Genomic DNA, 25053 nt, shown 5'->3' on the forward strand with positions numbered 1-25053 from the left:
CGGGATACAGGCAGGGAGAATCCGACATTATTGGGGGCTAATGCGACAATCATAAACTGGCAGTCATCCAACGTTCAAAAGGCCTTATTCCTTCTCCTCTTTCCACCCGCTGCGGCCAGTCCGGATTAGCGAGCGCACCTTTCGCCAAAGCAATAAGATCTGCATGGCCTTCTGTTAATGCCCGGCTGGCAACAGCTACTTCCTGCAAACCGCCATTCGCTATCACAGGTTTACCGGTGATCTGTTTTGCAAGACCAGTGAAGGACTCCCCTGTTTCATAAAAGCCTGTAGCTTCCCATGATCCGCCTTCACCTGAAATATGTACATAAGAGATATCCGCTTTTTTCACTTCTTCCAGTATAGCCTTTGCCGTAGTTGCTCCTCCGGGGAAGCGGTGTGTGAAGTTGTTCACTTTGCCTTCTGATAATCTTAAACCAATAATAAATCCTTCCGGTACTACTGCTTTTATCGCTGCGATGATCTCTGCTATGATGCGGAATTTGTTAGGGATAGGACCTCCATAATCATCCTGCCTCAGATTCGTATAATCTGTCAGGAACTGATCTAAGAGGTAACCATTGGCGGCATGTATCTCTATACCATCAAAGCCGGCTTGTACAGCACGTTTCGCTGCGGCTGCATGTTCCGTTACTACATGTTTGATATCATCGGTCGTCATCTCTGCAGGAAATGGGAAAGGGCCATCTCCCCCGCCATAAGCGCCCATCTTTTTGCCTAAGGGTTGTATAGCTGAAGGTGCCAATGTATGTTGGCAATGTTGTGATATGCCACCGCCATGCATGAACTGCGCGATGAATAAAGCACCGTATGCTTTGATCTTTGGTACCATGGCAGCCCAGGCTGCCGTTTGTTCGGGCGTAACCATACCCGGCTGGTTGGGATATGACTGGCTGGCGATGGTATCTGTATACAAACCTTCTGTGATGATGATGCCAAATCCGCCGCGCGCGAACTTCTCATAATAATCAAACATAGCGGGAGTAGGTATTCCGTCCAGGGCTGTGCTTACACGGCTCATGGGAGCTACCACTGTTCTGTTCTTTACCTGCCGGGTTTTGCTGATGTTAAATGTTTCGAGTATCATATGGCAAAGTTGGTACGTTCAGCACCTGCTGCCAATATCATTTGGTAATAAATTAATTTTTCCTCCTCAACCTGCTCAAAGATTCCTTGGTAATCCCCAGGTAAGCAGCGATCTGATGCTGCGGCAGGCGTTGTTCCAGGAAAGGGTAACGGGTAACAAACTCCTCATATCTTTCCAATGCAGGTTTCTGGAAGAAAAGGATCCTGCGTTGCAATGCAATGAATGCTTTCTGGGAAATTATGCGGTAATAACGTTCAAAGGCAGGGACCTCGTTAAAGAGTTCATCCAGTTTCGCTTTATCTATCTGTAATACTTCCCCGCTTTCCAGCACATCGATATTAAATAAGGAAGGTTGTTGTGTAAGCATGCTATCCAGGTCTGAGATCCACCATCCTTCCACACTGAACTGCAAAACATTCTCCCTTCCTTCCTCATCTCTTTCAAACTGGCGGCAGCAGCCTTTCAGTACAAAATACTCATACCTGCATACCTGGCCTTCCTGCAACAGGTATTGGTTTTTGCGGATGCGGAGCGATTGAAAAAAGGAAGGGATGCGCTGCTGCTCTTTTTCGTTCAGCGGTACATGCTGCAGGATACTATCGATCAACAAAGCGGGCATCTGATGGATTTTGCAGCAAAGAAACATTATTTCCTGATATTTGTAAAAATCCTGACCATGGCTTTAAAGATCATTAACGCAGTGCTGATCCTCTTTGCTGTTTTTATGGGGATCAAACAAGGCTGGGCTATGCTGGCCGGCAAAGCAGCAATGCTGGAGATGTTCAGCAAATGGCAACTGGGTAAAACCAGTGTAGCCGTACTGGGTGCCTTCACACTGATCGGATCTGTGCTGGTATTATTTCCGAAAACATTCCTTTGGGGCAACTTCATGATGGCTGCCACTATCCTGTTCATCATTGTTCTTCATCTCAGCACAAAAGACCTGAAAGGCGTGGCGATAGAGCTGCCGTTCTTCCTGCTTTCCTGGGTGATCATTTACTTACAGCATCCTTTATATGCACGATAATATTTTACTTGTACTGGCATTACTTTTTGTTGTTTTTCTATTGGTGATGGTAGCCCGGCGGATAAAGATAGCCTACCCTATTTTCCTGGTGATCGCAGGTCTGGGTATTAGTTTCATTCCCGGCCTTCCCCTGGTGAATATAGATCCGGAGCTTATCTTCCTCATCTTCCTGCCGCCGCTTCTATATGAAGCAGCCTGGTATACTTCCTGGAATGATTTCTGGAAATGGAAACGGCCTATTGCCATGCTGGCTTTCGGGTTGGTATTTTTCACTTCTACCATAGTGGCCTATGCTTCCGTAGCTATCATTCCCGGTTTTACACTGGCCCTGGGTTTCCTCCTGGGAGGGATTATTTCCCCTCCGGATGCAGTAGCTGCAGCTACTGTATTGAAAGGCCTTCCGGTACCCAGGCGTGCATTGATCATCCTGGAAGGAGAAAGCCTGGTGAACGATGCATCTTCTCTTATTGTATTCCGTTTTGCCCTCGCGGCAGTGCTTACCGGCACTTTCTCCATGCAGGCGGCCGTAGGGAATTTCTTCCTGGTGGCAGGTATGGGTATTGTTGTGGGGTTGGCCATTGCACATATCATGTATGTTATCCACCGCTTCCTTCCTACCACACCTGCTATTGATGCAGCACTAACGGTAATGACCCCTTATTTGTTATACCTCACGGCGGAAGCTTTCCATTTTTCCGGTGTGATGGCTGTAGTGAGCGGCGGGCTGTTCATTTCTTACCGTTCTCATGAACTATTCAATACAGGTGCCACACGCTCTAATATGCTGGGCGTATGGGTTACCCTGGTGTTTGTAATGAATACGCTGGTGTTTATTTTGATAGGCCTGCAATTACCGGCCATCATAGCAGGCTTAGGGGATTACGCTGTATGGGAAGCCACGAAATATGGTTTATACATCAGTGGTATCGTTATAGTGCTGAGGCTTTTGTGGGTTTTTCCGGGGGCACATCTTCCACGGTGGCTGATCCCGGCAGCACGTAAAGATCCTTCTCCCGGATGGAAAGGGCCACTGGTCACAGGATGGGCAGGTATGCGGGGAGTGGTATCCTTAGCTACTGCTTTATCCATTCCTGTAATGATGGACGATAAAGTAATGCCATTCCCCTTACGGAACCTGATCCTGTTCATCACCTTCGTAGTTATTTTTGTGACGCTCGTGTTGCAGGGATTGACTCTACCTATCCTTGTAAAGCTGATTAAGATCAAAGAGATCGACCCTATTCTGCCGGAAGATCAACAGGATGCAGGCATTCAATTACGTTTAAAGAAAGCAGCGCTCGAAAGGCTCAATACACAATACAGCACAGCCGCCAGGGAGAATGAGCTGGTAGGCTTCCTTAAAAGAGACCTCGAAAATGATATCGCCATTACTTCAGAGCGGCTGGAATCACTGGAATGTGTAGATACAGGCCATGACGAAAAAGTAGTGTACAATAAAATACTCCTGGATCTCTATAACGTTCAGCGAACAGAATTATTTAAACTGAGGAAAGAAAAATTCTTTAGTGATGAAGAGATCAGGAAAACAGAGATGCAGCTGGACTGGGATGAATTAAAGATCAGCGGGGCCAATAATCACTGATAAAATAAAATGGATCATCCTGCGTTTTAGGAATCTGAAACACCCTAAATCCGTATTCCCTATGATGATCAAACCAAAATTCCTTGTATGGGCCGCTATTTTACTGGGCTCCCCTTTTCTTTCCCATGGCAGTTATCAGGCAGACAGTCTCTATCCTGTTCTGGCCGGTTGTGATACTGCGCAGGTAGATCCCTGCATTAAAGATGTATCCCCTGCAACACTTCGGGAAAGTACTATCGGAAAACAAATACTCGCTGAAATACGCAGGAATGGAGAACATGGTACACAGGTACTTTCCTTTCCCGGAAAAGAAATGTGCAGGCGGCAGCTGCATCTCCTGGTGACTGGTACATCCTTATGCAAGCCCTGTAAGCAACAGGAGCAGCTTTTACACGAGGCGGCCTGTTTAGCCATGGAATGGGGAGAGCGTGCCTATTGAATGTATCGGGTGTAGATAGGGCCTGCTATAGGCGAACAGGCCATGGTGGCTATATGAACCTGGGGAGATCCTTGAAGGGGCTGTGGAGGGGACGTGGAGGGGCTCTGGACCCGTTGTGGAGCTGATGTGGGGTTGGTGTATCAGCAGATCTTACGTAATTGGAAGAGGTATCCTGGGATATGGGGCTGGTTTTGCTTTCGGCCGGATGCAGCTTGCGCTGAGAAAGCCGGGCTTTTCTTACTTCCTGTCACCACTAAAACCAATGATCATTCACGTTGCAGGATAGTTCTGGTACCGTTGTAGTGATGTTTGTAAGATGGGATCTTTTTCAGTGATGGTTTACTGTTGGTTTTTATTTTTACTACCGGTAGCGGTGGCATCACAGCAATGATATCTGCCGCACAATAGTTCTTATCTGAAAACGCACTCATTCCTCCGTTCACTTTTTCAAACGCCCGCACCTGCAAAATAACCAGCGTATGATCTTTACCCGGCCGGGGCATGGTGAGTTCCAACGTCTTCCAGGGCTGGTTCACATCTATCATTATGGCTTCAGAGCTGGTTTGTTTGCAGGTACCCCTGGCAAAGTTTGCACTGATGGCTATCGCTTTTATTTCAACATGTGTTGTACGCTTTGTGCGTTTGATCTTTGCCACGCTGGGAATACTAACGGTGATAAAGGCAGATTGCTCTATCTCTGCTTCAATCCCCAGCAATACATTATCCAGTTTGGTTTCGCTGTTAAAAGAGAAATTCTTTAACAGCTCCAGATGCTCAGGTAATACCAACCTGCTGCCAGCCTGATGAGTTGTATCTTTGCGGATCACTTTCGCCATTACCTTATTCAGGCGGTTGGTTAAACGATGCTCCTGCTTCAGGTCCATTACCTGATGCAGTGCCTGCCGGATCAGCCTGCCACAGGAACTTGCTGCAGCGAAGTCTTCAGCGGCTTTTTTTGTAGCCGTTGTTTGTGTTACATGATCCGGTATACTGCGGAAGAAATACTCATCGCCCACTTTATAACCGACCATTCCGTTGTAAGTCCCGGTGAAATAAAAGGGACCCATTTGCCTTGCCATAAAAAAGATCATTTTGGTGATCCTCAATTTACGGAATAACCATACACAGCACGTGTTTCAGGTTACAACACATATGTTTAAACGGCTTTCCCAAGGAAGCGCGCATAGCGTTCTCCGGCGCTCAACACCGCGTTCTCTTCTTTTTTCTCCAATGGGGTGAAAATTTGTGTTTCGAGGCGTTTTTCCCTGTACTTCCAGGTACCGGCTACCTGCCCGTTTACGATAATGGAGGGTTTGAAATTATTGTGATCTGAATATCCAGCCGTGTATTCATCAAAAGAAGGTAAAAGCGAAACAGTAGCTGCTCCCTGTAGTGCGGGTGTTTCAAAAAACCAATAGGCCTCTCCGTTGACCACTGCATACTGCAATTTGCCCTTATTCATTTCCAGGCCCATTTTGGCTTCCGGGGGTTCCAATCCGCTCCACCAAATGAAATCCGCTAAAGTAGCAGGGCCTCTGCTGCTGAAATAACGCTTCGCCAACTCTGCGATGGCGGCCTCTTTTTCCAGTACAGGCATGGAAGGCACTAATTCTTCCAGCAGTGCATATACAAATTCACTCCCCTGTATTCCTCCATTTACGATCAGCCCATCCAGTTCTGCATCCAGGAGCAGGAAATTCATGCGGATCTCATCCAGGTGTTTGTTGACTTTCAGGCAGAGCGCCAGCAGCTGGGCACGCGTTTTCCTTTTATTGCCAGCCAGGGCCCGGGCCATGATCATTTTACTCCGTTTAAGATCACTGCCGGAGAGATCCAGCCTGCTGTACAGTTGCTTATAACCTGCTTTTATCCGTTGTGCGGAAAGTTCCAGCATCCAGCCAATATCTGCGGGGGCTACAAAATGCCAGGTGGGGCGTAAAACCTGGGCGCGGAGGAACCTGCCTTCATTGAAATCCTTTTCTATGGCGGCATCCGTAATATGCGGGATCCTGTTACCGATGGCCCATTTGGCACTGGAATAATCCTCCGCCTGCATGCATCCCATCCATGATATCAGCTCTCCCGGCTCCGAAAAGGCGGAATGACTGAGTTGTTGATTCATGAGCCGGTAATATGCTATATCCATATTACAAAGCTAAATGGGGTTGGTGACAACGGTATGTCAGGTGTGGTTAACAATGCAAACAAAAAAGGCTTCCAATTCCGGAAGCCTCTTTCTTATATCACTTTCAGCAGATTCGTCAATCGTTCTTTCAGCAGATCTTTTAATGAAGCGGGTTCTATGATCTTTGCATGGTCTGCAAAGGTTACATACCAGCGGGAGAAAGCCTGTATGCAGGGAGCATCAAAGAACATCCGCGTGTGCGTTTTGCCGGGTTTTTCACTTTTAAAGCCATAATCAAACTTCTGCTCCTGCAGGTAACGGACCATGAAATTATCCACTTCTATCACCGCAGGGAACACCTGTTCTTTCTCTTTGGCCTTTTCCAGGTAGGCTGCAAGGGATGTATGCTGCTTGTGGAACGACTTATTGGTTTGGGCGAGGGCCAGGATCCTTTCCACCCGGAAATGCCTGTAATCCTTTAATAAATGGCAATAAGCAATGGCATTCCAGGTACCGTTCTCATGAAAGATGCCGATAGGCTCAATATCCCGTTCCACAGCACCATCTTCTGTTGCGTAATTTGCACGCAGGGTTATTTTTTCTGAGATGGCTTTTATGAGCAGGGGTAATGTATCGTTCACCAGGAAGTTATGTTCGGACTTATTATGCTTCACGGCAATGCTTTCTTCCATATCCTCCAATACCTTTTTCTGTGCATTGCGTAATATGGCCCTTACTTTGAACATGGCTGATTTGAAGCGTTCGCTGTTCTGCAGATCTGCATGGTTCTCCAATATCTTCTCTGCCATTAAAAAGGCCACCACTTCTTCTTCCGTAAACATCACGGGAGGAAGGCGGTATCCTTCCATAATGGAATAACCCAGTCCTTTTTCACCAAGGATAGGCACGCCGGCCAGTTCCAGTGAACGGATATCCCGGTATACAGTGCGGAGACTGATCTCAAAACGATCAGCTATCTCCTGGGCTACTACCAGTTTTTTAGATTGAAGATGGATAAGGATAGCCGTCAGGCGATCGAAACGTTTCATCATGCAGGCAATTTACCCATTTTTCTATGGAAACTAAAAAGAGGCCGGTGATGTACCGGCCTCTCTCCATTATTTTTTCACCAGGCAGGCAATGATCATACATACGGTAGCAATAATGCCGATCACGGTACGTATATGATGCAGTTGATTCCATGGCTGCTCAAAAAGGGCCCGCTGTGCAGCCTTCGCTTCTTCTGATGCCGTGGCGAGATTGAACTTATCTATCATTTCATTCAGCGGTACATTCTTTGCGATGGTAATACCAAACGTACCGAAGATGTATAATACTGTTGCAGCTGCAATGAGCCAGAAGCACAGGGAAGCGGGCTGCGAATAGTTCAGGTAAGCAGCGAGCGGTAATAAGATCACGCTGCCCATGAAAGAGAGAAAGAACAGCGGGTTCAGAATAGCCCGGTTCATAGCCTGCATGGCAGAAAGATACTCTGTGTTGTTTAAGCGGGCGATACCCGGGATCACAGAAACGGACCATCCGTAAAAAAGACCCACCAGCATGGCAGTAGTGGTAGTTGCTGCTACTAAAATAATTCTGTCGAGTGTGAACATATAATATAGGTTAAAGGTTGCTAAGATAATTTTCAAAAGATAAAGGCCGGCGGTGCAGCAGGTATTCCAGGTCCTTTTCCACATAAGCAAATTCATTCGCCCTGATACCATCCACCATGCTCACCATACAACTGATCAGTTCTTCCGGCAAATGTGCTGCGGCCAATCCTTTCTCAAGATAAGCATTCGGCACATCTGAATAGGTGATGTTTAAGAGCCTGGCAGTGTCTGCAAAAGTATAGGCCTTACCACCGGAGATCTCATACACTTTGTTTTCATGTCCTTTCTCTGTGAGTACATTTGCCAGTGCTTCCGCAATATCCTGACGGGATACAAAACTCACTTTACCGTTGCCTGCGGGATATTCCCAATGTCCTTTTTCAAGTGCGTTGCCCATGAACAGCGGTATTATTTCCATATACAAACTGTTCCTCAGGAAAGTATAAGTGATACCGGAAGAAAGAATAGCCCTTTCCGTGGCCAATGCCTGATGGGTAGCATAAAAGTTGGCCAGTACAGAAGGTTTTATGGAACCGGTATATACAATATGTTTTACCTCCTGCTGCATGGCAGCGCGCACCACATTGGTTTCCTGCCGGATACCTTCCTGCCCCATGCTGGTAGCGGAGATCTGCAGGAGTTTATCCACCCCTTTAAATGCAGCATTTAAGCTATCCAGGTTTTCATAATCAGCCCTGCGCACCTGCACATCGGATCCCTCCATAGTGGCAGGATCTCTTACTATGGCTATTATACTGCCTGGTTCTGTTTTCTTCAGCAGGAAACGGATGGTGGCTTTTCCTAAGTTCCCGTTGGCACCTGTAATTGCTATCATAGTATTGTTATTTCTTAAACAAAGCTATGATGGTGTGTTTCGGGAAAATAGAACAAAACCGACAGCCCTAGATTTTCCATTCAGGGAAGTTCTCGATCACTTCCTGTGATTGTTTGCTGAACTGATAAGGTGAGATGCCTGTGAACTCTTTAAAGGTGCGGATAAAATGAGACTGGTCTGAATACTCATTCTCAAAAGCGATATCGCTCAGTTTGTCGAAATCATTATTCCGCAGCTGGTTCAACGAAGCCTGGAACTTGCAGATACGTGAAAACATCTTGGGAGAAATACCTACTATTTCTTTGAACCTGCGCTCGAAATTCCTTTCGGACATGTTCAGTTTATCCAGCAGTTCTTTCAGGGGTACATTGCCTTTGGAGGTAATGATACTGTTGATGGCATATTGGGTATTACCGTCTACCGGCACTTTATTCTTCTGCACCAGCGAAAAAAGATAAGCGTTGAGGATATCTATCTGCTCATTGATATCACGCGTGTTCAGTAATTGTTCTGATAGCCTGAAACCCTGCTTCATGGACAGGAGGTTAACATCCACACAGGTATTGGTAAGTTCTTCCGCATTGATCCCAAAAATAGATTTCAATGCCTGGGGATAGAAGTAGATTCCAATGGTATTGAATTTACCCGGAGCATGCAGGGTAGTATGTTTGGTGGATTGCCCGTAGAGGAAAAGATCCGGCAGCTTCTTTTCATCCTGATCATAGAACCTTACGAAATCTGATTGCTGGAAGATGAGGCCGGGGCATCCGTCTGCCACGGGTGCAAAAGTTCTGGGCGTTTCATCCATGGCTGTGCTTTGCAGCGTCCAGATGTAACGTACATGGTCCCTGAGGTAGGCAGGTGGTTGTATCTGTTCGAACTTCATACTTTTTAAAATTACGGGATTTTCCCCTTTCCTGGAAAGGGAATGGAGAAATGGCTGGTTTTCAATGCGTTTTGCAATCCCCTCCACCCTAAGTACCTTTGCGCCATGAATTATTTTTCAAAGCTGTTGGATCTGTTGAAAACGGAGCGGGAGGAAGATCAGCAATCTTATCAGAAATTGAGTGAAACCCTGTCTGTTTCTGAACGAAGGGCCAATGGGTTAACCTGGTATCCAATTGCCATCAGGGACACAGAAATGAGCCGTGGGGACTATCTGACGGTGGAAGTGGAACGCACCACCCACCAGGATGTGGTACACCAGCTGCGTTTTGGCGTATCTGCGGTTTTATTTTCCAATCACGACAGGAAGCAGGATTACGTGGAAGGCACTATTTCCTTCCAGAGCGGCAACCGCCTCAAGATCACTTTACGTACAGATGAATTACCGGAATGGTCACGCAATGGCAAACTGGGTATTGATCTGCTTTTTGATGATACGAGTTATGATGAAATGCAGTATGCCCTCAAACAGGCTGATGCAAAAGCAGAAGAGAGACTGATCCAGGTACTCACCGGAGAGAAGAAGCCGGATTTTCATACCGGCATCCCTTCTTTCCCTGTAACAAAATTAAATGCCTCCCAACAGGCCGCAGTAGATAAAATACTTTCCGCCAATGATCTGGCTATTGTACACGGCCCTCCCGGTACAGGTAAAACCACTACACTGGTACAGGCTATTAAAGCACTGATCAAACAAGATCATAAACAGATCCTCGTAGTAGCACCCAGCAATACTGCGGTAGACCTGCTAAGTGAAAAATTATCCGATGAAGGATTGAATGTACTGCGGGTAGGTAATCCTGCACGTGTGTCTGAAAGGTTAATGTCCCTCACGCTGGATAGCCGTGTATCAGAGCATAGCAGTATGAAAGAGATAGGGAAACTGAAGAAGCAGGCAAACGAGTTCAGGAACATGGCGCACAAATACAAACGGAACTTCGGCAAAGCGGAACGCGATCAACGCAAAGCCCTCTTTGATGAAGCGCGCAATATCATGAAGCAGGTAGAGAAAACAGAACAATACATCATTGACGACCTGCTCACTAAAGCACAGGTGATCACTGCTACACTGGTAGGTGCCAATCACTATACTGTCAAACATCTCACTTATCATACCGTAGTGATAGACGAAGCGGGTCAGGCATTGGAACCGGCCTGCTGGATACCTATCCTCAAAGCACAGAAAGTAGTACTGGCGGGTGATCATTGCCAGTTATCCCCTACTGTTAAATCCAATGAGGCAGCCAGGAAGGGTTTAAGCACCACACTGCTGGAAAAGTGTGTGGCCCTGCATCCTGAAGCAGTTGTGTTACTGGAAGAACAGTACCGTATGAACGAAATGATCATGGGCTATTCTTCTTCCATCTTTTACCAGGATAAACTGAAGGCCCATGGTTCTGTAGCACAACATCTGTTGTTCCCGGCAGATAAACCGCTGGCCTTTGTTGATACGGCAGGTTGCGGGTTTGAAGAGAAGTCTGAAGGTACCAGCACCACCAATCCTGATGAAGCCGCATTCTTATACAAACACCTCAGCTTACTGGTAACCGAATTACGCAGCCGGTATGGGGATCATGAGTTGCCTGACATTGCTATCATCTCTCCCTATAAGCAGCAGATACAGGTATTGAAGGAACAATTGCTGCATTCCCCGGAACTGCAAAGTTATGGGAACAGGATCTCCGTGAATACAATAGACAGCTTCCAGGGGCAGGAAAGAGACATTGTGTATATCAGCATGACAAGAAGTAATGCAGAAAATAACATCGGGTTCCTCTCTGATATCCGGCGCATGAATGTGGCCATGACAAGAGCACGTAAAAAACTGGTGGTGATCGGAGATAGTGCAACGCTTTCACAATTACCCTTCTACGCTGATTTCATCACGTATGCGGAGCAGCGGGATGCTTATCAAAGTGCCTGGGAATTTGCTGACATGTAATAAATGCGCGGTTTTTTCGTTATTTTTAGTATCTATCCCGCAAGCCATGAAAACAATATTACTGTCTGCCCTTATCACTATTTCCGCCCTGCCTGTTTGCGCCCAGCTGTCCATAGGCATTATTGGTGGTTATAGTCATGCTACACAACGTATATCCGGCCGCACGTATAATAACCAGGATTTTGCCAGTGAAGATGAATCCCTCTTTGCGGAAACCAGATCTACACCGCAATGGCATGGCGGTGTAATAGCAGATCTGCGGTTAATAAAGGGATTTCACCTGCAGCCGCAGGTACTGATCAGTTCCAAAGGTGTGAAGGAAGAAGAAAGCTGGAGGCCGGAACATTGGGTAGATGGTACTTACAAAACAAGATTGATCTACCTGGAAATACCCCTGAACCTGGTATACAAGTTCCATCTTGGACCTGGTAAACTGGCTGTAGGTGCCGGGCCTTATTTTGCATTTCCCCTGTCTGGCACTTTTAAGAGTGAGGGTAAGCTCAAAGATCCCAATGGTCAGCCGGCGGGCAGCTTCAACAGAGAACAGAACATCCAGTTTGATGATTTTGCCGGGAATGGTTATTCGGGTAAATACTATAAGAATTCAGATGCCGGTGTGAACATCATTGCCGGATATGAATTTAAGAATGGGCTGTTGGTCAATATCAATTATAGTCTGGGATTAACAGATGTATATCCCAAAGACCCGGAAGTGAGGAAGAATGCCTATATCGGCATCAGTGCAGGTTATCAGTTCCGGTTATGGCGCAGATAAATCCAATACTTATGCGAATTATATTACTTTTCCTTCTTGTTGTTTGTACACTGCCCGTTTGTGCGCAGGTTTCCATTGGTGTGATCGGAGGATATAGCCATGCCACCTTAAAAGCCAGTGACCGGCAGGAAATATATACTGCTGATATATTCCCCCCTCCTACTCCGGAAAGTAAATATGCTCCTAAATGGCATGCAGGCCTGGTAGCAGATATCCATCTGATAAAAGGCTTTTATTTGCAGCCCCAGGTGCTGATCAGCAAAAAGGGCGCTAAAATGGAGCAACGTGCCTATCTATCTTTCATTACTTATATCGGAGATCAAAAGACTGACCTGACGTACCTGGAATTGCCTGTGAACCTGGTGTATAAGATGCCATTAGGAACAGGCAAACTGGTAGCGGGTGCCGGAGGCTATTGTGCCAGGGGGATATCCGGCAAATTTGATGATCGTGTTAGTCAGACCACTCCGGGCAACCCTACCTACAAAAATGAAATAAGTGGTAAAATACGGTTTGAAAATAAAATACCGGCACAGCACGAACCCACTTATTTTTACAAAAAAAGTGACCACGGCCTGAACTTCATGGCAGGTTATGAGTTTAAGAACGGTTTGATATTCAACGCCAGCTACAGCATGGGATTAACAGATGCTTTCACGCCCGAACCTGAGATCAGAAGAAATCGTTACTTCGGCCTGAGTGCCGGTTATCTTTTAAAGGTAAGATAGAAGGCCGGGCTTTTTTTGGCCCCTTTATGGAATCCTGAAAAAATATGCATCCTTCCTCCAAATGATAGCATATGAACAGGATCTCTATCACCCTTCTTTTTATCCTTACACCTTTTCTATTATACGCCCAGTCCACTCACCCTGTTGAACCGGTAGTATCCAACGACTATCTTAAACTGATCACTTCCGCAGCCAGGGAACAGGATTCCAGCTTTAGTATACGTAAAAACACTTTAGTCACAGATGGTTATTTCTATCCCACTATGCCTGTTAAAAGCATCAGGGTGGTGGATGGAAAACTGAAGATCACCCGTAACAATACTTACCGTTTAGCTCTTGGCGGTAGTTTCAATGCAACCATAGAACACAAAACCATTAACCGGCTGCCTCCCTTACAGGAACAATATGTACAAGGCCGGTCAGTAAATGGCGAATTAGTACACCGTGGCCCGGAAACCAATGAGGTGCTCAGTTACGGCCCTTCTCTCCAACCCGGTTCCCCTGCATATCATCATCCTGTTTTCAGAACAGCCCGCCTCTTATCACAGGCCTTTAACCTACAAGCCGATCTTTTAAAGAATAGCCTGGTGGCATGGAACCTTGACCTGAAACTGGGGCAATCCAAAGAGCAGACCTTTATCAGGGAGAACGAGAACAGTTCTAAAAGTATGGCCCTTACACTAGGAACCATGATCAGAGGGATGAAGATCTCCGGCAGTTATAATTACCTGAACACCCGCTTTACTAATTCTAACAGGAACGGCTTCCTGAACAGGGTCTATCAGAATTCGCTTCTAACGCCGGTTAGTTTCGGTGATCCTTATACCAGCTATAGTTCGCTGGCAGATAATCCCAATTTTCTGCTGCAGAATAGTGGCAATAATTACTTTCAAACACAGCAGAACACCAGTCTTATCATCAGCAAATGGCAGCAGAAATATGAATACAAATTAACACAGTCTTACGAAAACATACAGGAGAACAGCCTGGAAGGATATAAACCCGGCACTGCTTACTTCCCTGCCGGTATTACATTTGAGCGGAACAAACACGATGCGAATTACTTCCTGCAGGCCAATGGCATTTATCGTATGCGCCACAGCGGCCGTTTCAACTCAGAGATCAGGGGGAGCTATACATTACGTAATTCGCAGTCTGGCATCAACACCTATTACTATCAACGAACTGCACAACAGGCTACGCTCAATTTCGCCAGCCGGTATAGCACCTATGATATAGAAGCCGGGATAGATGCGGGGAACAGGTTTTACCTTTCCAATACACTGCTCAATCAGCAATACTTCTCTCCTTCTGCGAGCATATATGCACAACTGAAAGGCCGGTTAAATCTCAGGGCCAATGCCTCCTACAACCAGTATTACAGCGAGCTGCCTGTTTCCCAGTCACTCTCTTATGCTAACCTCTTCCAGTATTCATCTGCACAGGCCATGCAATACTTTCCTGTAAAGGAAGTGAATGGGTTTGACCAGATGTACCCGGTTACCAACAGGGAATGGACGGGTGTTGTTACATTGACCTATAAGCGATTGTTTTTAACCGGTGAGGTCTTTCTCCGCAATGTACAGGATGAAATGTTCCCGGTGTATGAGAATAACACCATTGTATTAAAAAACATAGCAGATCATCGTAAAACAGGAATTGACCTGAGCCTGCAGCACTTTGAAACTTATCTGTTCAGGCGGCGTTTTTCTACTACCAACCGTCTTTCCTTCTATGCTTACAACGACAAGATAACGCAGGTAGCCGATGGCTACAATTTCAGTCCGATAGCTGGTTTCAGCAATGTGCACAAAGCCCTCGTAAAAGGAGAAGTACTGGGCGCTATTGTGGGGAACACCTATGAACGGGATGCCTATCATCAGCTGATCATAGGTCCGGATGGCTTTCCGCTGGTGAATGATCAGTTATCCGTGATCGGCAACCCCATTCCTGATTTTGTAATCAAGATGAACCATGAGTTACGCTGGAAGCAACTCACCTTTGGAATAGACTGGGAATGGAAAAAAGGAGGAGATGTATGGAATGGTACACAGGCTGCATTGGATTATTATGGCAGATCACAGCTTTCAGGTGCAACCAGGAATACAAAAGGATATATATTCCCCGGCGTTACAGCAGACGGGCATGTGAACACAACACCAGTTGACTTTTACAATCCTGCCCTGCCGGTGGAACAAAACCGCTGGGTGCGTTATGGAGAAAGTGGTGTGGCGGAAGCTAACATTCAAAAAGGAGATCACCTGCGCATCAATAACCTGCAGCTTTCCTGGCAACTGCACTTTAAACATATTAAATCCCCGCAGAAAATAACCTTGTCCGCCTACATCAGTAACCTCCTGTTATGGACGGCTTATAAAGGCGTGGACCCTAACCAGGTATTGTATGATCAGACGAATGCAGGCGGCCTGGACTTCTTTAATCTTCCTGCTACAAAAACGTACGGATTCAATGTTTCACTTCAATTCTAATAACATGAAATATCTCTCCTGCCTATTCCTGTTCATGATGGCTTTTGTGGGCAACTGTTTCGCACAGCAGCTGAGTTATGCCACGGCTAAGGAAAAGATCTATGTTCAAACAGATCATGTGTTCTACAAACCGGGTGAAACCGTCTATTTCAAATTATACCTTGTGAATGCCAGGGACCAGCGGCCTTCCAACATCAGCAGTATTGCTTATGTGGAAGTGATCACACCTTCCGGCACACAATTAGCCAAATACAATTACCGTGTTGAAAACGGATACCTGGAAGGTGCTTTTGATTTTACGGAACAGGCTGCAGGCGGTGTATATAAGATCAAAGCCTATACTTCCTGGATGCGGAACGAAAAAGAAACGGCCTGGTTCACTAAAGAGATCACGCTGCAAAAAGTGATAACACCCCGCCTGCTGATGAAACTGGAATTCCCTAAAAAGGGGTATGGCGGCGGCGATGAAGTGATCGCGGATTTTTCCGTGCGGAGCCTGGATGACCAGCCTGTGCGGAACAAAGAAGCAAAGTATACCGTATCTGTTGCTGGTGTCGTGATCCAGACCAGTACCTTTTCTACCAATCATGAAGGGAAAGCGCAACTGCGTTTCCAGCTCCCGAAAGATCTTTCTTCCAGCGATGGTTTACTGAACATCAGCCTTCAGCATGATGCTTATGTGGAAGCTATTTCCCGCAGCATCCCTATTGTACTGAATAAAATAGACCTTCAGTTTATGCCGGAAGGTGGCAGGCTGGTCAATGGCCTCACCACCAACATTGCTTTTAAGGCCATCAACGAACAGGGAAAACCAGTGGATGTAAAAGGAGATGTAATAGACGATAAAGGCCTCAAGGTCACTTCTATTGAGAGTTACCATTTTGGAATGGGGAAATTCAGCTTTACTCCTGAAGCTAACCGTACCTATACCGTTAAGGTCAGCTCACCGGCTAATATCACGGAATCTTTCAGGATCCCTGCTGCCTTACAACAGGGTGTGGTGATCAATATGACGGATAATAAGATCCGCCTGCTGGCTACACAGCCGATGGCCATCAGGCTCATAGGACAGGTAAAAGGTGTGAACTACTACAATGAAACCATTTCTCTTAAAAAAGGAGAACAGCTGATCCCTGTAAATACGGGTTTATTCCCTGCAGGTATTGCCAGTTTCACTGTTTATACAGAGCAGGGCCAGCCCCTTGCAGAAAGGATCGTTTTTCTCAATAAGCAAAAACTACTGGATGTTAAGATCACTACAGACAAGGATAAATACCTGCCCAGGGAAAAAGTAACCCTGCATCTGAAAACGCTGGACGAAAATGGCAAACCGGTACCTTCCAACTTTTCATTGTCTGTGATAGATGATAAGCTCTGGTCCTTTGCGGATGATAAACAGGATCATATTCTTTCCTGGCTGATGATGAGCTCTGAGCTGAAAGGTAAAATAGAAGAGCCTGCTTTCTACTTTAAAAAAGAAGAACCCAAAGCTGCGGGTACGCTGGACCTTGTGATGCTGACCCATGGATACCGTTATTTCGATTACCTCCCTTCCATAGAACTGGATGGCAAATTATTATACGCACCTGACCAGCAGCATACCATCAGCGGTTTGGTATTGAATAGTAAGAAAGAACCGGTGAAGGCTACCGTATACCTCATACATTCCCATGCAGATAAAAAAGCGATGGAAATGGTCACCTCCGCAGAAGGGCAATTCTTCTTTGCCGATGTGAAGCCCAACACCAACTATACCCTGATCGCTAAATCATTCAACCGGAATGAAAAGCTGAGCATTAAGGTAGATCAGAACGGCATCGGGTCAAATCCTATAGCGGCCAGGCGATTTGGCGCCCAATTTGAGAAGATGGCACCGGCAGTGATACCTGTTGCTGCCAAACCTTTGGAACAGCCTGAATTATGGCCTAAAGATGAGAAAGAAAAGAAACTGGAAGAGGTGGTAGTGGTAGGGTTTGGTGCCCAGCAAAAGAAAACCGTGACCGGTGCCATTATAACATTAGCCAAACAGGACATGGCCATGAATGCCAATGTTCAGGAGGCGCTGGCAGGTAAAATAGCGGGCGTACAGGTTGTTCAAAATGCTAATCCCGGCTTTGGCAGCAAAGTAATGATACGTGGTGTCAGTTCCCTCAATGGGTCCAATGAACCATTGTGGATTGTGAACGGGGTGGTGATGGACAGAGTTGATCTGAACACTTTAAACCCGAATGATATTGAATCCGTTACCGTATTGAAAAATTCAGCTGCATCTGCTATCTATGGCTGCATGGCTGCTAACGGCGTGATCATTATAGAATCCAAAAAGCTCAACCGGAAGAAGATCAGCATTGATCTTACTTCCCAGTATTATTATGCTTCGAGCCAGGTAGTATCCGCCAATCCAACTTATGCAGTGGCCAGGACGTTCTATGCACCCCTGTATCAAACCACCACTACCAGAGAACGGGATGATTTCAGGGAAACTATTTACTGGAACCCCGTTGTACAAACAGACGCAAAGGGAGAAGCTACCGTAGAATTCTATAACTCAGATGCCACCACTACTTTCAGGGCTATTGCAGAAGGGATCGGCTATAACGGAAAAGTAGGCAGGGCGGAACATACCTATGCTGCACAGAACGCCATCAGCACAGATGCCAAAATACCGCCTTATTTAACTATTGGTGATAAAGCCCTGATCCCTCTTGTGATCAAGAACAACAGGAATATTCCCACGGACATTCATGTTGCACTGAGCTTACCTGAAAAAATAAAGGTGGGCAGTTTTGACAGCCGCTTTGTATTAGCTGCAGGGCAGGCGAAAGAAGTATTGATACCCATAGAAGCATTTGCTGCACTGGAAGGAACGATCCGTTTCTCCGTGAATGAAGAAATACTCGCCCTGCCCGTTACGGTCAGCAATAAAGGCTTCCCTGTGATAGAAACATTCTCCGGCGATGTATCTGCTCAACATACGGTGCACATTAATAAAATGATCCCCGGCAGCCTGAAAACAAACCTTCGCCTGTATACCAGCCTGGAAGGCCAGTTACTGGATGGTATTGAATCCATGCTGCGGGAACCTTATGGTTGTTTTGAGCAGACTTCTTCTTCCACCTATCCCAATATTTTCATTCTTAAGTATCTGCGGGAATCCGGAAAATCCAATGAGAAGATTGAAAAGAAAGCAATGGAATATATTGAAAACGGTTATAAAAAGCTGGTGGGATATGAAACAGCAGAGAACGGATTTGAATGGTTCGGCAAAACACCTCCGCATGTAGCCCTCACTGCTTATGGCCTGCTGGAATTCACGGCCATGCAGGAGTTCCTGAACGTAGATAAACAAATGCTGGCACGCACCAAAAACTTCCTGTTAAAACGCCGGGACGGCAAAGGTACCTTCCGGATGAACAATGGTGGTTACGACCGCTTTGCATCTGTTCCTTCCAAAATTGCCAACATCTACGTGGTATATGCTTTAACACAGGCAGGTATCGGTAAAGAGATTGAGCTGGAATACAAAACAGCTTTGAACAGCGCCATTCAAAATAACGATCCCTACCAACTGGCGATGATGGCTATTGCTGCCAGCAATATGAAGAACGACAATGATTACAGGACACTAATGAATACATTACGTACCATCGATATGGACAAAGCAGAAACCAGCGTGGTGAACTCCCGTGAAGAGTCGCTGCAGATAGAAACACTTTCGCTTTACGCACTGGCAATGCTGCGGGACCCTTCTCCCAGGATCGGGGAAGTAGCCGGGATCATATCAAAGATCCTGGGTCAGAAATCGTACTATGGTTATGGTTCCACACAGGCTACGGTATTAGCTTTAGAAGCCATCGTTGCTTATTCCAAAATGGCCGGGCAAAGATCGAAAGATTTCAGGCTTGATTTTAGCCTGAATGGCGCAACTGTTCAACCAGGTACGCAACATGCTTTCAGGGAAGGGAAGAATACTTTCAACGCACATTTTGCCAATGAGAAAGAAACCGTACCCTATAACATGGAAGTATCTTATTTCACCTTCACACCACCTAATAGTGAAAAAGCAGAACTGAAACTGGATACCCGGTTAAAAGATACCCGCACAAAAGTGGGAGAAACGGTAAGACTGGATATACAGGTAACTAATGATAAATCTATGCTGCAGCCTATGGCTATTGTAAAAATCGGCATACCGGCCGGTTTGGCTACACAGCCATGGCAACTGAAAGAGATCATGGAAAAGAAGGAAGTAGCTTATTATGAGATCTTTGATAACTATCTCGTATTATACTGGATGGGTTTTGCACCTAATGAGATTAAAAAGATCAGCCTGGACCTTAAGGCAGAAGTGCCGGGTACCTATAAAGGAAAGGCCAGTAATACTTATCTCTATTACGTGCCGGAACACAAACACTGGAACGAAGGACTGGAGGTGAACATCCTGCCTTAATAAAAAAGGGGATCCTTAAACGGATCCCCTTTTTTATTGTACCCTCGTCCACACCGAAGTACGGCCTAATAATGAAACGCCTACATATCCCCGCAGGTTGAGCTGGTTGCCATTCAGCTTCATGGTACAGCTGTATGTTTTTCCTTTTTCCGGATCATACACTTTGCCGTCTGTCCATTCCCCGTCATCGTATTCCATATTAGTGAGGATCACCAGGTCTTTAAGATTTCTGTTGCGCAGGGATGCATCACTGTTCTTGGTATCTTTCCGGGAAGTAACACCATCTGCTTCGAACATGGTTTTACCCCAGATCAGTTTCCCGAAATACTTATCCCCTGCTTTGTAGATCTGGATCTTTCCATTCTTGTTTTCACTTAACCAGATACCTAAGATCTTATCCCCTTCTGCGGCCTGCGCAAATGTTGCCATTGTTGCGCATAAGAAAACCGTCAGGAGCATTGTTGCACTTTTCATACTCATGGTTTTAATGTCATTAAAATTACTATTTTTAAAGCATTAAAATTCCCGTATGAAAATTGTCCTATATCTGCTCTGTTTCTTTTGTACTACAGGTGTTTCTGCTCAGTTTAAAGTGATCGGCTTCTATACCGGTAAAAACGACCGTGCGCATGTAAGTTATGTACACGAGGCTAACCGCTGGTTTGCAGACATGGCTGTTAAACATGGCTTCAGTTATGATTCAACCAACAACTGGAGTAATATGAACAAAACTTTCCTCTCTCAATACCAGGTAGTACTTTTCCTCGATACCCGGCCGGATGATCCCGCCCAGCGGGAAGCGTTTAAAGAATATATGGAAAACGGTGGCGGATGGATGGGTTTTCATTTTGCGGCCTTTGCCCTTACACCTTCTGCTTATCCACAGAACTGGGACTGGTATCATAATAAGTTCCTGGGTTCCGGTTCCTATGGCAGTAATACCTGGCGGCCTACTTCAGCGATCCTGCGGGTAGAGGATGCAAAACATCCTGTTACCAAAAACTTACCTGCCACCTTTAAAGCCTCTCCCAATGAATGGTACCGCTGGTCCAACGACCTGCGTAAAAATCCTTCCATTAAAATATTACTGGCTATAGACTCAACGAGCTTCCCCCTGGGAACAGGCCCTAAGGCCTATGAGATCTGGCATAGCGGATATTACCCGGTGGTATGGACCAACAAACATTACAAAATGCTGTATGTGAACATGGGGCATAACGATATCGATTATGAAGGCAAAACCAATAAGGAATTGTCCTTCACCTTTGATAACCCGGTGCAGAATAAACTGATACTGGATGGATTATTATGGCTGGGGAAAGGTCAGGCCATGCGGTCTGAGTGATCGGGTTTACTTTATTCTTTATGGCTGGGCACAATCAGGCTTCTGCCTTACGGTCTGAATGACCCAGGCTCTTACCGGGGCTCACCTTGTCCCTTACTGTTTGCTTTAATTCTTTGATCTCGGGGAAATGACCATCCCGCTTGCGGTCAAAGATCACTTCTTCTCCCAGCAGTACCTGGTAGCTGCCTGCTGTTTCAGAAGGTTTGAGGGTAACGCCACCCAGCTCTTCTTCAAAAGTAGTGAGAAGTTCCTGTGCCATATAAGCAGCGCGCAGCAACCAGCCGCATTTGGGACAATATGAGATGGTGATATGTGGTTTCATGGTGATGCTCGTTTAAGAAAAGACCCTTACCTGATCTCCTTCTCCCATCAAGATATTAAAAGCGAGGTTAATAAACAAACCATGTGTAACCACGCCTATTATTTCGTTCAATTGTGCAGAGAGGGCAACAGGGTCTTCTATCTTTCCAAAGGCCACGTCTATGATGTTATTCCCTTCGTCTGTAATGAAAGGCCGTACCTCCGCTTTGAGTTGTAGTTTGTGTAATTCTTCCATTACATATCCCCTTGCAAAAGGGATCACTTCAATGGGTAGTTTGAATTTGCCCAGGTGATCCACCAGCTTGGAAGCATCTGCGATGATGATCTCCTTTTTTGTTTTAGCAGCTACGATCTTTTCTCTCAGCAAAGCACCGCCCCCGCCTTTGATCATGTACTTCTCCTTCGTGAATTCATCTGCACCATCTATGGTAATGTCTATCACATCCACCGCATTGATATCCGTTAACGGGATACCCAGCGAGAGGGCCAGTGTAGCGGTTTGTTCAGAGGTAGGCACTGCTTTGATCTGCAAACCCTGCTTTACTTTCTCCGCGATGGCGGAGATAGCGTAATAAGCCGTAGAGCCTGTTCCCAGACCTATCACCATATGATCTTCTATGAGTGCCACTGCAGCCAGTGCCGCATTTTCCTTTTCTTTTTCTTTGTTCATACTCAGCTGTAACGATCGTTCCTCCAGGGATAGGCGGTATTGGAATAACCCCTTTCTTCCCAGAAGCCTAATTTATTCTTTTGCAGGAATTCTATCCTGTTGATCCATTTAGAGCCTTTCCAGGCATATAATTGCGGGGTGATCATTCTCACGGGGCCTCCGTGTTCCCTGGGTAAGGGCACTCCTTCTACCGTATGCACCAATAGTACATCCGGTTTTAATGCTTCTTCCAGGGAAACATTGGTAGTGTACTCATCGTACCCGTAACAAAGTATATGCGTGGCCGTTTCATGTGGCTGAACGAGCGCTGCGAGGTCCAGCAGGCGAACGCCTTTCCAGTTCATGTTCAGTTTAGACCAGGTGGTTACACAGTGAAAGTCCGATGTGTCTTCTGTTTGCGGCAGCGCAAGGAAATCTTCCCAGCTGAGTTCTACGGGGCTTTCCACATCTCCGTCTATGACCAGGCGCCATTCATCGAGGGGAATATCCGGCTGGATGCCTAAGTCCAGCACGGGCCATTTTACCGTAAGGGTCTGGCCAACAGGGATCACGGGCATGCCATGGCGGTTGGGATTTCCTTTGCCCATGGGCCTGTTATCGGCCACGGATGGTGTGCTCCGCATCTTATCCTCGAAACGGGCTTTCAGTTTCATGCGGGCATCTACTATTCTTTTGAGCTTCTCTGAGTCTTCCATATGCTTGCATTTATACTTAAAGTTAAGATAATGTTCAAGATAACCAGAAGGAGGAGATATAATACGGGTTTTTCGTTGTACAAACCCTGTATAAAAACTGAGGAATCCGGAGGTTTATTTAACGATTATTTCTTCCTGGTGGCTTTAAAGGTTCCGTTCGGCTGGAGGAATACTGCCTCTGTGGATTCCCCCTGGTCATTTACGGTGAAGCGTACACTAAAACCGGTTAATCCTTTCAGGCTGAATTTATCTTTGCCGGTTGGCACCAGGGTATACTCTGGTTGCCCCTGTACAAACAGAAATAGTTCTGCGCCTCCTTTACGGTATATTTTGGCTGTCATAGGGCCCAACGCATATTCACCTTCGTATTTCTTTAAAGCATCCGCATTCAGTGCCAGTGCTTTTTCTACTCTGGTAAAGATGGTAGGTTTAACAGGGGATTCCAGGGGTATACTTACCGTTGAAATATTGCCCTGCTCATCCGTACGGAAAGTGAAGCGCCAGGGATATTTGTTCTCGGCATTAACACCCTTTTCCTTATCCACTAATACAGGATCATAGATATCATAGCAATAATGCAATAAGTACCAGCTGTTGCCATCGGGCAATTGTACAAACAGGGAATCACCCTTCTCCACTATTTCAAATTTCCCATATCCCTTGTTATCATAGTAACCCGTAAAATCCTGTGCCGGACGGGATATTTCAGCACCTTTCACCACTTCTTTTGCAGCGGTATCCTTTGGTTTTGGAATTTGTTTTTCTTTATCCAGGTAATACTTATTCCAGGCAATATCTTTCAACCCAAACAATTTATCTGCGATCTCAGAACGGATGATGTTAGTGATCATGGAACCATTCTGATTGGTAAGGATGATGATACCAATGCTGTCTGTAGGAAAGAAAGCAGTACTGGCTGAAAAGCCGTTGATATTACCACCATGCTCCACCAGGTAATGCCCCCGGTAAGAGGAAAGCATCCAGCCCAAACCATAAGAAACGGAATGAACATCAGGAATGGCTTTATTGGGTACTCCGCCCTCCATGCTCATTTGAGTTCTCATGGCTCCTCCAACATAACTGGCGGGCATGATCTCTTTTCCTTTAAACCTGCCACCATTGATCCAGGTGATCACCCAGTTACTCATATCCAGCACAGTGCTATTGATACTGCCCGCAGGCCCCATGCCATTGATATTATAGTAATCCATCTTCTTCGGACGATCATCTTCTACTGTATATCCTATAGCGGGTTCTGCATTTTGCTTTAAGCCGTCTATGGTGAGATTGGAATTCTTCATATCCAGTTTCCGGAAGAACCTTTCTTCAATATTATCCTCCCAGCTTTTCCCGGTCAGTTTTTCTGCTACCACGCCCTGTGCCAGGAACATCCAGTTATTGTACTGCCATTTGGTTCTGATCGGGGCTGAGGGCTCGTGGTACTGGATACGTTCAAGCAGGCTGTCCTTAGAAGCGGAATTGAAGATAAACCAGGAAAAGTCATAACGGGAAAGGCCCGTACGGTGGCACATCATGTCCCGCAGGGTGATCTGGTCGTTCATTTTATCGTCATAGAACTTTAAGGAGGGCAGGTAATCCCTTACCGGTTTATCGATATCCAGTTTACCTTCCTTAGCTAACAAGCCCACCAGGGCGGAGGTAAAAGATTTTGTGCAGGAACCGATGGCAAACTGGGTGTTGGGTGTAACGGGTAATTTCTTTTCCAGGTCCCGGTATCCAAAACCTTTGGCATAGATAACTTTATCCTTTTCTACCACTGCTACTGCAAAACCGGCTCCATGCCAGTTCTTCAGCACTGTTTCTGCGAGGGTATCCAAACTTTTCAGGCGAGGGTCCTGCTGGGCTAATGTTACTTTACCAAGGGCCAGGGAGCAAAGGCACAGGAGTACTTTTTTCATGCCGTAAATATAAGCAATTAGCCTACT

Annotated in this window: 22 protein-coding genes; 9 read left to right on the top strand and 13 right to left on the bottom strand. The window is 46.0% G+C overall.

Annotation, left to right across the window (positions count from 1 at the left end):
• Positions 1-49: 49 nt before the first annotated feature.
• A complete protein-coding gene (locus AAHN97_RS15605; protein ID WP_343302978.1) occupies positions 50-1105 on the bottom strand; it encodes an NADH:flavin oxidoreductase in 1056 nt (351 codons plus the stop codon).
• Between the two features lie 52 nt (positions 1106-1157).
• On the bottom strand, positions 1158-1724 hold the full coding sequence (locus AAHN97_RS15610) for a Crp/Fnr family transcriptional regulator (RefSeq protein ID WP_343302979.1): 567 nt from the start codon (positions 1722-1724) through the stop codon (positions 1158-1160).
• 3 nt (positions 1725-1727) lie between these two features.
• On the opposite strand from AAHN97_RS15610, the gene AAHN97_RS15615 reads away from it, so the two are divergent.
• The 3 genes from AAHN97_RS15615 to AAHN97_RS15625 all read left to right on the top strand — a co-directional run bounded on the left by AAHN97_RS15615 (position 1728) and on the right by AAHN97_RS15625 (position 4174).
• Positions 1728-2132 (top strand): DoxX family protein, encoded by a 405-nt coding sequence (locus tag AAHN97_RS15615; protein WP_343302980.1) that lies wholly within the window; start codon positions 1728-1730, stop codon positions 2130-2132.
• Positions 2122-3735: a Na+/H+ antiporter gene (locus AAHN97_RS15620; protein ID WP_343302981.1), complete on the top strand. Its 1614-nt coding sequence runs from the start codon at positions 2122-2124 to the stop codon at positions 3733-3735. Before AAHN97_RS15615 ends, AAHN97_RS15620 begins: the two co-directional genes overlap by 11 nt.
• A gap of 61 nt (positions 3736-3796) precedes the next feature.
• Positions 3797-4174 (top strand): hypothetical protein, encoded by a 378-nt coding sequence (locus AAHN97_RS15625; RefSeq protein ID WP_343302982.1) that lies wholly within the window; start codon positions 3797-3799, stop codon positions 4172-4174.
• A 266-nt stretch (positions 4175-4440) separates the two neighbouring features.
• Here AAHN97_RS15625 and AAHN97_RS15630 read toward each other — a convergent pair whose 3' ends face one another.
• From AAHN97_RS15630 to AAHN97_RS15655, 6 genes are all read right to left on the bottom strand, one after another.
• The gene (locus AAHN97_RS15630; RefSeq protein ID WP_343302983.1) at positions 4441-5253 is read right to left on the bottom strand and encodes a hypothetical protein; all 813 of its coding nucleotides are present in this window, start codon (positions 5251-5253) and stop codon (positions 4441-4443) included.
• 77 nt (positions 5254-5330) lie between these two features.
• Positions 5331-6296 (bottom strand): winged helix DNA-binding domain-containing protein, encoded by a 966-nt coding sequence (locus tag AAHN97_RS15635; protein WP_343302984.1) that lies wholly within the window; start codon positions 6294-6296, stop codon positions 5331-5333.
• A gap of 116 nt (positions 6297-6412) precedes the next feature.
• Positions 6413-7348, bottom strand: coding sequence for a helix-turn-helix transcriptional regulator (locus AAHN97_RS15640; RefSeq protein WP_343302985.1), 936 nt, complete (start codon positions 7346-7348; stop codon positions 6413-6415).
• A 69-nt stretch (positions 7349-7417) separates the two neighbouring features.
• On the bottom strand, positions 7418-7912 hold the full coding sequence (locus AAHN97_RS15645; protein WP_343302986.1) for a DUF1772 domain-containing protein: 495 nt from the start codon (positions 7910-7912) through the stop codon (positions 7418-7420).
• 10 nt (positions 7913-7922) lie between these two features.
• Positions 7923-8747, bottom strand: coding sequence for an SDR family oxidoreductase (locus AAHN97_RS15650; protein WP_343302987.1), 825 nt, complete (start codon positions 8745-8747; stop codon positions 7923-7925).
• Between the two features lie 67 nt (positions 8748-8814).
• Positions 8815-9633 (bottom strand): helix-turn-helix transcriptional regulator, encoded by an 819-nt coding sequence (locus AAHN97_RS15655; protein ID WP_343302988.1) that lies wholly within the window; start codon positions 9631-9633, stop codon positions 8815-8817.
• 105 nt (positions 9634-9738) lie between these two features.
• On the opposite strand from AAHN97_RS15655, the gene AAHN97_RS15660 reads away from it, so the two are divergent.
• The 5 genes from AAHN97_RS15660 (at position 9739) to AAHN97_RS15680 (ending at position 20076) form a co-directional block, all read left to right on the top strand.
• Positions 9739-11634 (top strand): AAA domain-containing protein, encoded by a 1896-nt coding sequence (locus AAHN97_RS15660; RefSeq protein ID WP_343302989.1) that lies wholly within the window; start codon positions 9739-9741, stop codon positions 11632-11634.
• A 46-nt stretch (positions 11635-11680) separates the two neighbouring features.
• Positions 11681-12409, top strand: coding sequence for a porin family protein (locus AAHN97_RS15665; protein ID WP_343302990.1), 729 nt, complete (start codon positions 11681-11683; stop codon positions 12407-12409).
• A gap of 11 nt (positions 12410-12420) precedes the next feature.
• Positions 12421-13137 carry a porin family protein gene (locus AAHN97_RS15670; RefSeq protein ID WP_343302991.1) on the top strand — a complete coding sequence of 239 codons (717 nt, stop codon included), beginning with the start codon at positions 12421-12423 and terminating at the stop codon, positions 13135-13137.
• 71 nt (positions 13138-13208) lie between these two features.
• Positions 13209-15626, top strand: coding sequence for a TonB-dependent receptor (locus AAHN97_RS15675; RefSeq protein ID WP_343302992.1), 2418 nt, complete (start codon positions 13209-13211; stop codon positions 15624-15626).
• Positions 15627-15630: 4 nt separating this feature from the next.
• Entirely contained in the window at positions 15631-20076 is a 4446-nt protein-coding gene (locus AAHN97_RS15680) for a TonB-dependent receptor plug domain-containing protein (RefSeq protein ID WP_343302993.1), read from the top strand.
• A gap of 33 nt (positions 20077-20109) precedes the next feature.
• On the opposite strand, the gene AAHN97_RS15685 is transcribed toward AAHN97_RS15680, so the two are convergent.
• Positions 20110-20550 carry a DUF2147 domain-containing protein gene (locus AAHN97_RS15685; RefSeq protein ID WP_343302994.1) on the bottom strand — a complete coding sequence of 147 codons (441 nt, stop codon included), beginning with the start codon at positions 20548-20550 and terminating at the stop codon, positions 20110-20112.
• Between the two features lie 55 nt (positions 20551-20605).
• Here AAHN97_RS15685 and AAHN97_RS15690 point away from each other — a divergent pair, with 55 nt between their 5' ends.
• Positions 20606-21421, top strand: a complete 816-nt coding sequence (locus AAHN97_RS15690; protein ID WP_343302996.1) for a ThuA domain-containing protein — start codon at positions 20606-20608, stop codon at positions 21419-21421.
• 34 nt (positions 21422-21455) lie between these two features.
• Here the strand turns inward: AAHN97_RS15690 and AAHN97_RS15695 are convergent, their stop codons facing one another.
• The 4 genes from AAHN97_RS15695 to AAHN97_RS15710 form a co-directional block, all read right to left on the bottom strand.
• A complete protein-coding gene (locus AAHN97_RS15695; RefSeq protein WP_343302997.1) occupies positions 21456-21743 on the bottom strand; it encodes a SelT/SelW/SelH family protein in 288 nt (95 codons plus the stop codon).
• A gap of 12 nt (positions 21744-21755) precedes the next feature.
• Positions 21756-22412 (bottom strand): ribose-5-phosphate isomerase RpiA, encoded by a 657-nt coding sequence (gene rpiA, locus AAHN97_RS15700; RefSeq protein ID WP_343302998.1) that lies wholly within the window; start codon positions 22410-22412, stop codon positions 21756-21758.
• A 2-nt stretch (positions 22413-22414) separates the two neighbouring features.
• On the bottom strand, positions 22415-23107 hold the full coding sequence (locus AAHN97_RS15705) for a molybdopterin-dependent oxidoreductase (RefSeq protein ID WP_343302999.1): 693 nt from the start codon (positions 23105-23107) through the stop codon (positions 22415-22417).
• A 125-nt stretch (positions 23108-23232) separates the two neighbouring features.
• Positions 23233-25026 carry a serine hydrolase gene (locus AAHN97_RS15710; protein WP_343303000.1) on the bottom strand — a complete coding sequence of 598 codons (1794 nt, stop codon included), beginning with the start codon at positions 25024-25026 and terminating at the stop codon, positions 23233-23235.
• Positions 25027-25053 lie beyond the last annotated feature (27 nt).

Origin of the sequence: Chitinophaga niabensis (assembly GCF_039545795.1) — a bacterium.
Lineage (GTDB): Bacteria > Bacteroidota > Bacteroidia > Chitinophagales > Chitinophagaceae > Chitinophaga > Chitinophaga niabensis_B.

Coding starts and splice junctions, on each gene's coding strand:
- rpiA (WP_343302998.1), bottom strand. CDS start 22,412: ATGAACAAAGAAAAAGAAAAGGAAAATGCGGCACTGGCTGCAGTGGCA.
- AAHN97_RS15620 (WP_343302981.1), top strand. CDS start 2,122: ATGCACGATAATATTTTACTTGTACTGGCATTACTTTTTGTTGTTTTT.
- AAHN97_RS15650 (WP_343302987.1), bottom strand. CDS start 8,747: ATGATAGCAATTACAGGTGCCAACGGGAACTTAGGAAAAGCCACCATC.
- AAHN97_RS15640 (WP_343302985.1), bottom strand. CDS start 7,348: ATGAAACGTTTCGATCGCCTGACGGCTATCCTTATCCATCTTCAATCT.
- AAHN97_RS15610 (WP_343302979.1), bottom strand. CDS start 1,724: ATGCCCGCTTTGTTGATCGATAGTATCCTGCAGCATGTACCGCTGAAC.
- AAHN97_RS15615 (WP_343302980.1), top strand. CDS start 1,728: ATGGATTTTGCAGCAAAGAAACATTATTTCCTGATATTTGTAAAAATC.
- AAHN97_RS15635 (WP_343302984.1), bottom strand. CDS start 6,296: ATGAATCAACAACTCAGTCATTCCGCCTTTTCGGAGCCGGGAGAGCTG.
- AAHN97_RS15675 (WP_343302992.1), top strand. CDS start 13,209: ATGAACAGGATCTCTATCACCCTTCTTTTTATCCTTACACCTTTTCTA.
- AAHN97_RS15605 (WP_343302978.1), bottom strand. CDS start 1,105: ATGATACTCGAAACATTTAACATCAGCAAAACCCGGCAGGTAAAGAAC.
- AAHN97_RS15710 (WP_343303000.1), bottom strand. CDS start 25,026: ATGAAAAAAGTACTCCTGTGCCTTTGCTCCCTGGCCCTTGGTAAAGTA.
- AAHN97_RS15625 (WP_343302982.1), top strand. CDS start 3,797: ATGATGATCAAACCAAAATTCCTTGTATGGGCCGCTATTTTACTGGGC.
- AAHN97_RS15705 (WP_343302999.1), bottom strand. CDS start 23,107: ATGGAAGACTCAGAGAAGCTCAAAAGAATAGTAGATGCCCGCATGAAA.
- AAHN97_RS15685 (WP_343302994.1), bottom strand. CDS start 20,550: ATGAAAAGTGCAACAATGCTCCTGACGGTTTTCTTATGCGCAACAATG.
- AAHN97_RS15670 (WP_343302991.1), top strand. CDS start 12,421: ATGCGAATTATATTACTTTTCCTTCTTGTTGTTTGTACACTGCCCGTT.
- AAHN97_RS15645 (WP_343302986.1), bottom strand. CDS start 7,912: ATGTTCACACTCGACAGAATTATTTTAGTAGCAGCAACTACCACTACT.
- AAHN97_RS15660 (WP_343302989.1), top strand. CDS start 9,739: ATGAATTATTTTTCAAAGCTGTTGGATCTGTTGAAAACGGAGCGGGAG.
- AAHN97_RS15695 (WP_343302997.1), bottom strand. CDS start 21,743: ATGAAACCACATATCACCATCTCATATTGTCCCAAATGCGGCTGGTTG.
- AAHN97_RS15630 (WP_343302983.1), bottom strand. CDS start 5,253: ATGGCAAGGCAAATGGGTCCCTTTTATTTCACCGGGACTTACAACGGA.
- AAHN97_RS15680 (WP_343302993.1), top strand. CDS start 15,631: ATGAAATATCTCTCCTGCCTATTCCTGTTCATGATGGCTTTTGTGGGC.
- AAHN97_RS15655 (WP_343302988.1), bottom strand. CDS start 9,633: ATGAAGTTCGAACAGATACAACCACCTGCCTACCTCAGGGACCATGTA.
- AAHN97_RS15665 (WP_343302990.1), top strand. CDS start 11,681: ATGAAAACAATATTACTGTCTGCCCTTATCACTATTTCCGCCCTGCCT.
- AAHN97_RS15690 (WP_343302996.1), top strand. CDS start 20,606: ATGAAAATTGTCCTATATCTGCTCTGTTTCTTTTGTACTACAGGTGTT.